Below are 14,692 nucleotides of genomic sequence, written 5' to 3'. Positions count from 1 at the left end.
TTTGTTGATTATAGCCTCTATTGTGTGAGAAGTTTTAAAGATCTTTTCTATGAAGAGCTATTATTCCGTCAAGCAAGAAAGCTAATGGTAGGAGAGCTATGTTTTTGTATGATTTTTTGTTTCATATTGATTAGATAAGGCAAACCAGAGTGCTTCAGATTCTTCTAGTTTTTTTACTGCTTTAGCACGTTCTTTTGCTTTTTCAGAGAACTGATGATGCGAAGAAGCAGGAATTAATTCTTCATCGAGTTGTTTAATTTGTTTTTGAAGAGAATTTATCACTGCTTCAGTTTCAGCGATTTGTTTGCGTAGTGGTGCAAGAAGAGAGCGTTTTTGCGCATTGATTTTTCTTTGTTCATTTTTAGAAAGAAAATGTTCTTTTTTAGGAGAAGTGTTTGTTTCTTTTTTGGGGGAGAGGCCAAGAACTTCTATGCGGTAAGTGTTGATATCACCTTTATAAGGTAGAACAGTTTTATTTTTTACAAGCCAAAATTGATCCATTGTTGCTTCAATAAGGTAACGATCATGAGAAATGAGGATAACTGCTCCATTAAAATTATTGAGTGCATGGATTAGTTCTTCACGACTATCAATATCAAGATGATTGGTAGGTTCATCGAGGATAAGAAGATGGGGACTTTTGAAAACGATAAGTCCCATAAGTAAGCGTACTTTTTCACCTCCTGAAAGCTCTTTAACTTTTACCATCATTTTTTCTGTTAATAGTCCCATCTGTGCTAATGTAGAGCGTATTTTGGTTTCTGACTGTTCTGGCATTAGATAGCGCATATGTTCTATTGCATTTTGCTCTGGTATAAGATCATCTAATTGATGTTGTGTAAAAAAGGCAATTTTTAGATGGGGGGCGAGTGTTATTGTTCCTTGTTCTGGTTGAAGACGGCCTGCGAGTAATTTGGCAAGAGTTGATTTACCGTTTCCATTTGAACCTAAAAGAGCGATACGGTCATCATTATCAATTCTCAAATTTAGTTCTTTAAGAATAGGTTTCCCTTTTTCATAACCAATATTTATATTTGATAATGCAATAATAGGGGAGGCTACAGGTCTATCAGCTATCGGAAAAGTGAAAGATTGACTATATCTTGTTTCCCAAGGTGTGATTAGTTTAAGTTTTTCTAGTGCTTTAAGACGTGATTGTGCTTGTCGCGATTTACTTGCTTTTGCACGAAAACGGTTAATAAAATCCTCCATATGTTTTTTTTGTGCTTCTTGTTTTGCCTGTTCTTTTTGTTGTAATCTAATAGTTTCCGCTTTTTGTTGTTTAAATTGATCATAATTACCACGCCAGAAGGTAAGCTTATTATTTTCAAGATGCATGATAGAGTTAACAGTCTTATTTAAGAAGTCGCGATCATGGCTAGTGAGAATAGTTGTATGAGGATATTGGTGTATATATTCGATGAGCCATAAAGTCCCTTCAATATCAAGATAGTTTGTTGGCTCATCGAGGAGTAAAAGATCAGGTTCAGTAAAAAGTACAGCTGCCAATGCAATGCGCATGCGCCATCCACCAGAAAAAGAGGATAGAGGTTTTTGTTGTGTATGAGGATCAAATCCTAGACCAGAAAGAATTTTACTAGCGCGTGCTTTTGCCGAATGAGCGTTAATATCACTTAAACGTGTATGAATGTTAGCAATGTGTATTGGGTCAGTTGCTGTTTTTGATTCACGGAGGAGATTAATAAGTTCTTTGTCTGCATCTAAAACAGTTTCGAGCAAGGATTGCTCGGTTATTGGTGCTTCCTGGGAAACTAAACCAATGCGCGCTTTTTGTGGTATGAGAACTTCACCATTCTCAGGAGAAATATCACCTATAATAACACGAAAAAGAGTTGATTTACCAGTTCCATTATTCCCAACAAATCCAGTTTTTGAGCCAGAAGGGATTGCAATATTAGCGCGATCAATCAAAAGGTATCCAGCCATTCGGATTGTGATATCATTCAAGACCAACATAGTGAAAAGTTTCCTTTACATGATTTTCTAATAAGCTCATTTATTCAATTTTTGAAGGAAAAATGATGATATGGTTATTAGGATAAATTACTACTAATATTTTTATTATATGAAGGTTACGATCTCAAAAAGAATTATATAATTGAAAATTAATACAGATTTTCTTACCGTTACTTGGTAGAAAGTTCTTTACTTGTTATAGAGAAGTGAAGATAGTTTTTAAATGAAAGAAAGGTAGATAACCAAATGGCTGTAGAACGCACTTTATCGATGATTAAACCAGATGCAACGCGCCGTAATTTGACGGGGGCAATTACAAAAATGCTTGAAGATGGCGGATTGCATATTATCGCATCTAAGCGCGTGTGGATGAGTCGACAGCAAGCAGAGGGATTTTATGCAATCCATAAAGGGCGTCCATTTTTTGAAGAGTTGGTAACATTTATGTCTTCTGGTCCAACTGTTGTGCAGGTTTTAGAAGGAGAAAATGCAATCATTAAAAATCGTGAAATTATGGGAGCCACAAATCCTATTGATGCGCAGGAAGGAACAATTCGTAAAGTGCATGCTTTATCGATTGGTGAAAATTCTGTTCATGGTTCAGATAGTGCTGAGTCTGCGAAAATGGAGATAGCTTATTGGTTTTCTGACATTGAAATTGTTGGTTAACAAAAGACTATTTAGCAAATGAAAAGTCCCGAAATATATTGAGGGACTTTTCGAGTAAAATTATTACTTTCAAAAGAACATGTTGGTATGGCTATGTCTAAAAAGGTATTTTTCTAGTCTATTAGATTTTAATTATATATTTGCATTATTTTCCAAATGTTCTCTGTATCAGCTTAAGCAATGGTAAATGTCTTATTATTTAGGATAATGAGCCTTTATTCATGTATTGTAATCTCGCCGTTTATTTTTTTTATGTGATAACATGTTTCAAACCGGCGCAGAAATAATCCCATCCTGTCCATAATGTAAGCAGAGCTGCAATCCATAGCATAGTAATGCCGAATTCTGTTGTGTAAGGAATTATTTTATTACCAGCCGGACCTGCTAAGAGTAATATAATAGCTATCATTTGTACAAAAGTTTTCCATTTTGCAAAACGAGAGACGGGAACACTCACTTTTAACTCAGCTAAATATTCACGTAGTCCAGAGACAAGAATTTCTCGGCAAAGAATAATAATCGCTGCCCAAAGTGACCAGCCGGCGATAGTACTTTCTGCAGCAAGTAAGAGTAGGCAGGCAGAGACGAGAAGTTTATCTGCAATTGGATCCAACATGCGGCCAATATTAGAGGTTTGTTGCCAAATACGAGCAAGATAGCCATCCAAAAAGTCAGTAATAGATGCAATAATAAAAATAGAAACAGCAATCCAACGAGCAATATCACTTGATTGTAGGCGACCTTCTAAGAAAAAGCACGCTACAACCAATGGTACAGCAATGATTCGTGCATAAGTTAGAATATTAGGAAAAGAAAAAGTATGATTTTTCATAGAGCAATTTTCAGTTTTTAGAGTATAAAATATTGTATAAAAGTAACAAGGCAAAGCTTATGAAACAAGCCTTATTTTTTATTAAAATAATTATGAATTTTGTACGCAATTTCTTTAGAAATGCCTGTAACTTTTGTTAAGTCTTCAATAGATGCTCTGGAAACTGCTTTAGAGCTTCCGAAATAGTTAAGCAAAGCACGCTTTCTCGTAGGGCCTATGTTTTCAATTTCATCAAGTGGATTTTTGAATGTTTCTTTTTTTCGTTTTGCTTTATGAGTTCCAATTGCGAAACGGTGTGCTTCATCGCGTAGGCGTTGTAGAAAATAAAGAATAGGATCATGTGGGGGAAGTGTAAAAGGTTGCTTTCCTTTCATAAAAAAACGTTCTAGACCAGCTTTCCGGTCAGGACCTTTAGCTATGCCAATTACTGTGATAAAATCATCTAAACCTAATTCAGATAATACTGTATTAGTAATATTTATTTGTCCTTGCCCTCCATCAATTAAGATAAGATCAGGCCATAGAGGATAAGAATCTTCATAGCCAATATTTTTATTTTTGTTAGGTAAACCATATGTTTTAAGAAGGCGTAAAAATCTTCTTTCAATTACTTCTTTCATCATACCAAGATCATTACCAGGTTTGATATCGGTCGAGCAAATATTGAATTTACGATATTGATTTTTGACAAAACCTGTTTGGTCAACAACAATCATTACGCCAACTGCATTAGTTCCCATAAGATGTGAGTTATCATAGACTTCTATACGGCGTGGAGTATGGGATAGTTGAAATGTTTTAACGATATTACAAAGGAATTTTTTATGTGCTGATGTTTCAGAAAGCTTGCGTTGGAGTGCTTCATAGGCATTTGTGTAAGCATGATTCACGAGAGCTTTGCGTTCTCCTTGTTTTGGTAAAGATAGAGATATTTTGTGGTTTGCTTTCAGGCTTAATGCTTCAGTGAGGAGTATTTCTTCGTCAATTGTATTAGATAAAAGAATAAGCTTTGGAATTGGCTTATTATCATAAAACTGTATAAGAAAACTTGCTAGAATTTCGGAGCTGGAAAAAGAGGGATCTGCTTTTGGAAAATAGGAACGATTTCCCCAATTTTGCCCCATACGGAAAAAAAATACTTGAATACAAGTCATTCCTTCTTGTTGTGCAATTGCAAAAACATCTGCTTCTTTTACAGTTTGAGGATTAATACTTTGATGGCTTTGTATGTGAGAAAGAGCTGATAAGCGGTCACGATAGGTTATAGCACGCTCAAAATCAAGATTTTCTGCAGCTTTATGCATAGCTTGAACCATATCATTTTTAACTGATTGACTTTTTCCTGAAAGAAAAGCTTTTGCTTTTTTGACAAGTTGTAAATAATCACTACTGCTAATTTCATGTGTACAAGGAGCTGAGCAGCGTTTAATTTGATAAAGCAAACAAGGCCGTGTACAGTTTTCAAGAACTGAATCAGTGCAGGTTCGTAATAAAAAGGCGCGTTGTAGAACATTGATTGTTTGCGTAACCGCTTCCGAAGAAGCAAAAGGACCAAAATAATGAGCTTTTCGTGTTCGGGCACCACGGTGTTTATATAGTGCAGGTGCTCGGTGATCGTCCGTGATAATGATATAAGGTAAAGTTTTGTCATCACGCAGTAAAACATTAAAACGTGGTTGTAATCTTTTAATTAAATTAGCTTCTAAAAGGAGTGCTTCTGTTTCTGTATGGGTAACGACAAATTCCATATGATTTGTTTCACGAATCATACGTGTAATACGGTTATTGTGTCCATGTTCACGGGTATAATGTGAAACACGTTTTTTGAGGTTTCGTGCTTTGCCAATATAGAGAATATCACCATTTTCATTGAGCATCCGATAAACCCCTGGTTTATGAGGGAGATTTTTGACAAAATATTGGATGAGTGCAACACCTTTAAATTGATTATTCTCATTTTTTTTATGAGCATCATGCCATATAATATCAAGATGAAAAAGGGAATTTTTCTTCATTTTTTGTATAGCGGAGTATATGCTTTTCTAAGCTCATTAATTTACCTGAAACTATTTTATATTTGTGAGATATGAAATGATTGTTTCTAGTCAAGCGCTTTGTTTATGAATTGCTGTTTTTTCTATTTATGGTATCGGAATTGATAATTTTTAGTGTGTATTTTTATTAAAAATACTAAAGAATAGGTGCGTTCTATGAAAGCCATTTTTGTATAATATGTGCATGCTCATCTCTTCCAAGATGATTGATAAGGAAAGGAGCGATTTTTTTTATTTCGTCTTCAAGAAGATAAGGAGGATTAATAAGAATCATGCCACTACCATTCATTTTAGGTGGGGATACGCTTTTCCCAATATGCATCTCGAGCTGTAAAATTTTTGGAATTTCTGTTTTATGAAGTGCATGAAGAAAAAGTTTAATTTCTTTATTATATTTAACAGGGTACCATAAAGCATATACTCCTCCAGAAAAACGTCGATATGCTTTCACTATTCCTTCAATGAAGCGGGAAAATTCTCCTGGTTGTTCAAAACAGGGATCAATGAAAATAAGTCCACGCTTTTCTTTTGGTGGTAGATGGGAATTTAAAGAAAGCCAACCATTTAAGTGCAGAATTTTTGTTTGGTAATCACCAGAAAAGTGGCTGGCTAAAATTTGGTAATCTTCACGGTGTAATTCAATTGCAGTTAATCGATCTTTTTTACGCAATAGTTGGCGAATAAGAATAGGTGATCCAGGATAGAATGCAATTTCTTTAGTTCCTTTATTGATTGCAAAAATAACATCATACCATGGGGCAAGAAGCTCTTTTAAGTCTTGGGGGATGGGAATCGATAGAAGTCGTCCGATGCCTTCACGCCATTCTCCTGTTTTATGTGCTTCTACAGAAGAAAGATCATAGAGTCCAATACCCGCATGCGTATCTATGACGCGAAAGGCTTTTTCTTTGCGCTTAAGATATTCTATGATACGTGTGACAATAATGTGTTTAAAGACATCAGCAAAATTGCCAGCATGATAAATATGCCGATAATTCATTAGCAAACTTTATCATATATCTGATTGTTTACCAAACTTCTTTTTAACGTAAATAATGACTTTTATACCAGTAAAAGATTTAAGATTTAGAAAAATTTAAATCCTTGAAATCTATGAAGATTATTAAAGTTTTAACAGCATTTAGGATTTTATTGTGAAATTTTTATAATCTTTAATGTAAAAGTAAAATTTTCAGAGTGATAAAAATTTTGAGGACTATTGATATTTTCGAGTAAGTTAAATATGTCCTTCTAATATCAGGATATTTTGTAGAGATAAATGGTAAAGTACTTTTTAGATTTAAGAGTACACTGAATTTAAAGTAAATCAATTGTGAGCAGAAAAGATACTTAAATCTAATGGCAGTATATTTTTATAATTTTATTTATGTTTTTTTATTAATAAATTATCTTTATTGGTGGGTGATGAGGGAATTGAACCCACGACCCGCTGATTAAGAGTCAGCTGCTCTACCATCTGAGCTAATCACCCACAATTTTAAAAGAGGTAAAAATGAATAACCCTCTATAATCCTCTAAAAAGAGGATGTCTAGATAGCCTTGTTGTTTTTGATCTATTTCTATGAAATAAAGAGAGCTTATAGTTACGCTATAAGTTAAAAAATATTCTTCTCCTCTTGATATTCTATAAAAATAAACCTATTAATTAAGGTATTCTATAAATAGATGTTCTACTCAATATAGAACGATAATTGGAGGGTTGTCGAGCGTAATGCCCGGGCAAGATTCAGGAGAGCCTTCTTGTAGTAACAAGTGGTGTGGGTTATTGTTATATTTTCTCAACGATCATAAGAGTTTAAGCACTGCTTTGAATATACTTAGCTACTTATTTTCCCATGTAGTTTATTTGTATTCAACATTATTGATGACTTATGCGGATGAAAATTTATGATTTTTTTCATCAGCAACATGTATTTAAGCTTTTTAATTTTCAAGATCTTTTTAAATGGTGAGTTATGATGGAATGGATCACTGATCCCCATGCGTGGTTTGGCTTGGCCACATTAATTTTTCTCGAAATTGTATTAGGCATAGATAATCTTATTTTTATTGCGATTTTAGCAGAAAAATTACCGTTACATTTACGTGATCGTGCGTGTTTTATAGGTCTAACTTTAGCATTATTGATGCGACTTTGTCTTCTCACGGTTATTGGTTGGGTAATGAGTTTTGATAAGGTAATTTTTTCTATTTCGTCCTTTGTATTTAGTTGGCATAACCTAATCTTGATTAGTGGTGGAGCTTTTTTATTAGCAAAAGGAACACTAGAATTACACGAAAGACTAGAAGGTACGATGCATACACAAAAAAAAGGAGTTATTTATGCTGTTTTTTGGCAAGTAATTATTCAAATTGTTGTGCTTGATGCAGTGTTTTCTCTTGATAGTATTATCACTGCAACGGGTATGATTGCTAAAGACCAAACAATGGTTATGTATATAGCGGTTATTATCGCTATGGGGGTGATGATGTGGGGATCAGGAACTCTTATGCGTTTTATTAATCGTCATCCCACTATTGTGATTTTGTGTCTTGGTTTCTTGATGATGATTGGTTTTACTCTCATTGTTGAGGGCTTTGGTTTTCATATTCCCAAGGGTTATTTGTATGCTGCTATTGGTTTTTCAGTTGTTATTGAAGTTTTTAATCAAATTGGACGTCGTAATCGTGAAAAGATGATTACAACAAATGATCTACGTGAACGGACGGCTGATGCTGTCTTGAGGCTTTTAGGAGGTGGGAAAAAAGGTGGAAATCTTAGTGAAACTGTAGACGTCATTGTTGAACAAGCTGCTACTTCAGAAATTTTTCGGCCAGAAGAAAAAGAAATGATTCGTGGTGTCCTTGATTTAGCAGATCGTCCTGTGCGTTCTATTATGTCTCCACGTAATGAGATTGAATGGTTAGATTTAAATGGTAATGAAAATGAAATGCGTGAAGAGTTGCAACGCGTTAAGCATAGTCGCTTAGTTCTTGCACGTGAAAAAATAGATGAATTTGTTGGTGTTGCTTTAACGAAAGACCTTCTTTTAAATCTAGCTGAAGGTAAAAAGATTAATTGGCAAAAAGCTATGCGTGAGCCACTTGTTGTTCATGAGAATACAGGTGTTTTACGATTAATGGAGAAATTACGCCATTCTCCAATTCAAATTGCGATTATTGTTGATGAGCATGGATCTTTGAAAGGTATTGCGACACCAACAGATATTTTTGAGGCGATTGCAGGTGATTTTCCTGATGATGAGGAATCTGTTGTGGCAGAAAAGCTCGAAGACGGAAGCTTACTTATTGAGGGATATGCTGATATTCGTCGTTTAAGCGGTTACCTTGAGTGTAATCTTGTTGATGAAGCAGATCGTTATACTACGCTTGCAGGGTTTATGCTCTGGCGTTTGGGGCATTTACCAAATGAAGGGGAAAGTTTTGAAGCAGAAGGTTTATGTTTTAAAGTCATTGAAATGGATCGCCGGAATATCGCTAAAGTTCTTATTTCTCCTATTGTTGTGCATGAGAAGGACTAATTATCATGGTAATGAAATCAATGGAGAAGCAAATTTAGTTATAATCAATATTGCAATATAATAGAAAAATCATTTGCATCGATTATATAACCATTATCATAATCGCAGATTACTAATTGTATGGAACAGATTAAGTTTTAAACGAGTTTTCCTGTGGGTATCTTATTAGTTAAGTTTAGCTATTAGCTTGTATCAATATAGTATAAAAAAGAAGAAATTATTTTTTATTCAGGCGGGGTTTGTTGTATTCGTTTTAAATATTGTTTAGTTTCAAAGATTGCTATAAAGAATAGTGAAATGATAAGTGGTATGATCAAATAGAGCATTCTAAATGCTATAAGTGCTGCGATAACATCGGTTGGGTCTGTATTAGGCATGCCTGTTATAAATAAAGCTTCAAGTACTCCCATACCTCCTGCAGGAGCATTGGAAAGAAGAGTTATAGAGAAAGATGCAAGGAATACACCAAGTACAGAGATAAAATTAATATCAGCATTATGTGGTAGTACAGCATATATAATTCCTGCTGCTCCTAAAATCTCTAATGGGCCAATAATAAGTTGTCGAATAACAATTTGAAGACGTGGATAAAAAAGATAAATTTTTTTGCTTATACGTAAAGGTTTTAATTGTAGCCAACTACCGAAAATATAAAGAGCTATACAGGAAAGTAAAATCACACCAATTACCTTCCCTAACCATTGAGGAAGATCATTGTGAATGAGGGTAATAATTTCTGGTTGTAAAATTAAAACAATGCCAGAAAGTAAGATTGTACCAATTACAAAAGTGAATGAACAAAAACCCACTAATATAGCAATTTCTGTTCCACTGAGTCCTTTTATTGTATAAGCGCGATAACGTATAACAGCACCAGAAAAAACTGATGCACCGATATTATGTGAAAGTGCATAAGTAGTGAATGAACATATAGCTATAAATATCCAAGAAATTTTACGACCAAGATGTTGCAAGGCAATTCGATCATAACCAGCGAGAGCTGTATAAGCGACGAATGAGCAAAGACATGCTAAAAGCCAATGATGCGTGCTTAAATTAGAAAGACGTTCTAATACAGCACTAAGCGAAATAGTAGATAATTTTATATAAAGAATGCGAATCGATATCAACATTGCTAAGATGCCAATCAATGGCCATATAAATTTCTGTAGTTTCATACTTCTTTATCCGTTTTTGTTTTTATTTACATTTTTTGTAAAGTTAATTCATTATTAGACGTATCCATTACAGATTGTTGTCCAATTATATACCCAATAAAACTATTAGCGATTTCTTTGTCATTCGTCACTACAATATCCGCTCCTAAATCCATTAAATAAGATGTTTCTGTTTCAGATAGTGCATGAGCAATTATTTGAAGGTTTTTGTTCAGATCGCGTATGTTTGCTATACATTGTCCTGCTTCAATAGTGCTTCGCATTGTAATAACGACCTTACGTGCACCTCTAATATTGGCTGCATTAATAATTTCTTTTTTAATGATATTACCACAAATTGTTTCGATTCCGTTTGCTATTGCTTTATCAGCAAGACGCTTTGATTCTTCAACTACTATAATCGGCTGACCTCTTTCCATTAAAGATAGTGTTATGTATTTTCCAACACAGCTATAACCAATAATCACAATATGATCAGTTCTTGAAGTAATTGGTAGCGCTTCTTCGTCGGAATCTTCAGGATCGATATTAATAATTGTTTGTTTATCTTGCGCGTTAGCAGAAGAATTTTCTAGATATTTTTTAATTTTATCAACAGCAACAAAAACAAGGGGATTGAGGAGGATAGAAAGGATTGCACCTCCAAGAATTAAATCGCGAGCGTTGTTATTTAAAAGTCCAAGGTTTGAACCTAGTCCTGCAAGGATAAAAGAAAATTCTCCGATTTGTGCTAGGCTAGCTGAAATAGTTAAAGCTGTTCCATTAGAATAGCGGAAAGCTTTAACAATAAAAAAAGCAATAGCCGATTTTCCTATGATGATAATCGATAAGGTTGCGAGAAAAGAAAAAAAGTTGGTTAGAATTTTCATAGGGTCGAATAACATCCCTACAGAAACAAAAAAAAGAACTGAGAATGCATCGCGCAGTGGTAAAGATTCTTCTGCAGCACGATGACTTAATTCTGATTCACTCATCATCATACCTGCAAAAAAAGCACCAAGAGAAAGTGAAACACCAAATAAATGAGCGGCTCCAAAAGCTACTCCTAATGCAATAGCAAAAACACTAAGACGAAATAATTCACGCGAGCCAGATTGTGCACTCACTTTTAGTAACCACGGTATAAAACGCCTTCCAATAATGAACATTAGAGCAACAAATACGATGACTTTTAAAATCGTTAGACCAACAATGCCCCAGACATTTAAGTTGAACCATTGAACAAGAGGGCCGATTGGTTCTTTTTTTGTACTACCGAGGATGTTTGCTAGTGCAGGTATAAGAACTAGTATTAGAACCATAGCTAAATCTTCAATGATTAACCAACCAACGGCAATACGTCCTTTTTCTGTTTCAATTAGGCATCGTTCTTGCAGAGCACGCAGCAAGATCACAGTACTTGCTGTTGATAATGCTAAACCAAATACTAAACCATCACTAAATCGCCATCCTATAATCCAACCGAGGCATAAACCAAGAAAAGTAGCAAATACCATTTGTGTAATGGCTGCAGGAATAGCTATGGCTTTAACAGATAAAAGATCTTTTAATGAAAAATGCAGGCCAACACCAAACATTAGCAAAATAACACCGATTTCAGCAAGTTGGTTGATCAAAACAGAATCTACTTTAAAACTACCTATATTAGGTCCCACAATGACACCAGCTAATAGATACCCTACTAATGGAGAGATACGCAAACGATTAGCAATCATTCCGAAAATAAATGCTAAACATAAACCTGCAACAATAGTTGTAATTAATGGCGTATCGTGAGGCATAACTGTAGTGTAGTACTTTCTTTAGAAATAGTTGTCACAATGATTATAATTAAAAAAAGAAATAGAGTAACATATTATATAAATTAACGCGCTATTTTAATTGGTAGTTATATAATTTGAGTTGTTTTTTTATTCTTCTTATAGCACCAATTATTTAATAATAATAAAATGGGAGCTGCAATAAAAATAGAAGAAGATGTTGCAATAATAATGCCAAAGACTATAGGCCATGCAAAATTATTAACAGTATTTCCTCCCCATAGAGCCATAGGTAACATAGCTAATATCGTAGTGGTTGATGTAAAAATACAGCGTACAAAAACCTGATTAATTGAAAGATCAATTATTTCACGCAGTGGTGTTTGTTTATAAAGGCGCATATTTTCACGCATTCGGTCATATACAACAACTTTATCATTAATTGAATAACCAACAATTGTTAAAAGAGCAGCAATGGCTGTTAAATTGAAATCAAATTGAAATAAAACAAAAAAACCAACCATTTTTGTAATATCAAGGATAAGTGTAACTATTGCTCCAATAGCAAAAAACCATTCAAAGCGCCACCAGATATAGAGAGACATAGCGACTGTTGCTAGAATAACAGCAATAATACCAGCTGTAGCAAGCTCTCCTGAAATTTTAGGACCAACAACTTCCGTTTGATCGAATGTTGTATCTGGGTAAATACTTTGCACAGTTTTTTTGACTTTATCAATAGCGATAATGTGTTGAATTTCTCCACCACTTTGTTGCTGTATACGAATCAGTATCGTATTTTCGTTATCAATATTTTGTAGTGTAACTTCACCAATATTAAGAGCAGAAAGATTTGAACGCAAAATTGCTAAATTTGCGGGTGTTTTTGTTGTAATGGTCATTTGACTGCCACCAACAAAATCAATTCCAAAGTTTAAACCAGGTTTAAAAAACAAAAAAATTGAAGATAGAGATAAAATAATTGAAATACCAATACCAATGAAACGAGCGTTCATGAAACGAAAAGTAGTATTTTTAGGGATAAAATTGAAAACAGATTGAAACTGCAGTTTTTTTATTTTCCATTTATTTACTACCCAAATCATCATAATTCTTACTATGGTGATTTCAGTAAACATCGATATAATGATGCCAAGCAACATTGTTACAGCAAAACCACGAACTGGGCCGGTACCAAACCAAAATAGTAAAACAGTTGCAATAACAGCTGTCACATTGGCATCAAGGATAGTTGCAAAAGCTTGTTTAAAACCACGATCTAAAGCAGCAAAGGCACTTATACCTTTTTGACTTTCTTCGCGAATACGTTCATTAATTAAAATATTGGCATCAACAGCAATACCAATACCTAAAATAATACCAGCAATGCCAGGTAAGGTTAGTGTTGCACCAAGGAGGCTTAGAGCTGAAAATATCAAAATAGTATGCAGTGCTATCGCTATATCAGCAATAATACCCCAGATGCCGTATAAAAGAAAAATAAAGACTGTAACGAGAATAAAACCTATGATGCCTGTATACAGGCCCATTTTAATAGAATCAGCACCAAGATTTGGACCTACCGTTCTTTCTTCAATAACGGTTAATGGCGCGGGCAAAGCACCAGCTCGTAGTAGCGCAGCAAGAGTTGAGGCTTCTTTAGAATCAAAATTTCCTGTAATTTGTCCTTGTCCATTAGGAATGACACTATTAATGACGGGAGCAGTTAAGACTTTATTATCCAGAACAATTGCAAAAGGACGGTTAATATGTTGGCGTGTTATGTCTGCAAATATTTTTGAACCGATAGAATTCATAGTGAATGAGATGATAGAGCGTCCTGGTATTTGCGGATCAAATCCTGCTCGCGCATCTTTAAGAACATTTCCATCCAAAGCAATTTGGTCATAAATTGCATATTTTTGATTTACATCTGTATAACCAGAAAGAATTGAAACACCTACAGGTGGGTTATTGATATCAATATTAGAAGGTACAAGATGAAAAGTCATTTTAGCAGTAGTTCCTAGAAGATCACGTAATTGTTTTGGATCTTGTAGGCCAGGCAATTGTACCATAATACGATTGGTTCCTACCTTTTGGATGGCAGGTTCAGTAACACCTACTTGGTCAATACGGCGGCGAATAATTTCTAAACTTTGCTCGATAGCTTTGCTAACACGATCATTTATGCCAGATTCAGTTAATGTCACACGAATAGTTTCATTTTGATTGTTGATTGCAATATCACTAGCTGTGGTACCAAAGCTATTGTGTATAGGCATAATTAATGTTTCTAAGGTAGTAATGGCTTTTTTATTTTGCGTGGTATCAGAAAGAACAACGACAATATTATCTTCAATGATACGGACACTCGATGTTTGAATTTTTGCTTCACGCAGTTTTTTACGTACATTACTTAAAACTGTGTGTAACTGATCGCGTTTTAATGTTTTGGTATCTACTTCGAGTAAGAGGGAAGATCCTCCCTGAAGGTCAAGTCCAAGTGTTACATGGGTATTCGGTAGGAATTTTGAATTTTTGATTTGTTCTTGCGAAAATAAGTTAGGCAAGGCAACGTAGATGCTGCTTAAAAGAATAAAACAATAAAGAGTAGCCAGCCAGGCAGGTGTACGCATGATATATTCCAATTAGTAGATACGTTAAAATAATTAAAATG

At 34.5% G+C, this 14,692-nt stretch carries 9 protein-coding genes and 1 tRNA gene; 2 read left to right on the top strand and 8 right to left on the bottom strand.

The features are described from left to right. Positions 1-96 precede the first annotated feature (96 nt). The gene (locus tag BA1379B_RS03455; protein WP_194284890.1) at positions 97-1,977 is read right to left on the bottom strand and encodes an ABC-F family ATP-binding cassette domain-containing protein; all 1,881 of its coding nucleotides are present in this window, start codon (positions 1,975-1,977) and stop codon (positions 97-99) included. A 246-nt stretch (positions 1,978-2,223) separates the two neighbouring features. Between BA1379B_RS03455 and ndk the strand changes: the two genes are divergently transcribed. After that, positions 2,224-2,646 (top strand): nucleoside-diphosphate kinase, encoded by a 423-nt coding sequence (ndk, locus tag BA1379B_RS03450; RefSeq protein ID WP_035007287.1) that lies wholly within the window; start codon positions 2,224-2,226, stop codon positions 2,644-2,646. 250 nt (positions 2,647-2,896) lie between these two features. Here ndk and pgsA read toward each other — a convergent pair whose 3' ends face one another. The 4 genes from pgsA to BA1379B_RS03430 form a co-directional block, all read right to left on the bottom strand. Then, positions 2,897-3,478: a CDP-diacylglycerol--glycerol-3-phosphate 3-phosphatidyltransferase gene (gene pgsA / locus BA1379B_RS03445; protein WP_035007290.1), complete on the bottom strand. Its 582-nt coding sequence runs from the start codon at positions 3,476-3,478 to the stop codon at positions 2,897-2,899. A 71-nt stretch (positions 3,479-3,549) separates the two neighbouring features. Beyond that, a complete protein-coding gene (uvrC, locus tag BA1379B_RS03440; RefSeq protein WP_078673824.1) occupies positions 3,550-5,493 on the bottom strand; it encodes an excinuclease ABC subunit UvrC in 1,944 nt (647 codons plus the stop codon). A gap of 193 nt (positions 5,494-5,686) precedes the next feature. After that, positions 5,687-6,532, bottom strand: a complete 846-nt coding sequence (locus tag BA1379B_RS03435; protein WP_078673823.1) for a 23S rRNA (adenine(2030)-N(6))-methyltransferase RlmJ — start codon at positions 6,530-6,532, stop codon at positions 5,687-5,689. Positions 6,533-6,948: 416 nt separating this feature from the next. Next, a tRNA-Lys gene (locus tag BA1379B_RS03430) sits at positions 6,949-7,024 on the bottom strand. A gap of 484 nt (positions 7,025-7,508) precedes the next feature. Between BA1379B_RS03430 and BA1379B_RS03425 the strand changes: the two genes are divergently transcribed. Beyond that, a complete protein-coding gene (locus BA1379B_RS03425; RefSeq protein ID WP_078673822.1) occupies positions 7,509-9,074 on the top strand; it encodes a TerC family protein in 1,566 nt (521 codons plus the stop codon). Positions 9,075-9,298: 224 nt separating this feature from the next. Here the strand turns inward: BA1379B_RS03425 and BA1379B_RS03420 are convergent, their stop codons facing one another. From BA1379B_RS03420 to secD, 3 genes are all read right to left on the bottom strand, one after another. After that, complete coding sequence (locus BA1379B_RS03420) at positions 9,299-10,252, bottom strand: lysylphosphatidylglycerol synthase transmembrane domain-containing protein (protein ID WP_035007298.1); 954 nt, start codon at positions 10,250-10,252, stop codon at positions 9,299-9,301. A 26-nt stretch (positions 10,253-10,278) separates the two neighbouring features. Then, entirely contained in the window at positions 10,279-12,033 is a 1,755-nt protein-coding gene (gene ybaL / locus BA1379B_RS03415; RefSeq protein WP_035007300.1) for a YbaL family putative K(+) efflux transporter, read from the bottom strand. A gap of 107 nt (positions 12,034-12,140) precedes the next feature. Then, complete coding sequence (gene secD / locus BA1379B_RS03410) at positions 12,141-14,651, bottom strand: protein translocase subunit SecD (RefSeq protein WP_078692385.1); 2,511 nt, start codon at positions 14,649-14,651, stop codon at positions 12,141-12,143. Positions 14,652-14,692 lie beyond the last annotated feature (41 nt).

Source organism: Bartonella sp. A1379B (genome assembly GCF_002022485.1).
Classification (GTDB): domain Bacteria; phylum Pseudomonadota; class Alphaproteobacteria; order Rhizobiales; family Rhizobiaceae; genus Bartonella; species Bartonella rochalimae.
The sequence above is the reverse complement of the archived record's forward strand: the minus strand, read 5'-3'. Positions and strand labels throughout refer to the sequence as shown.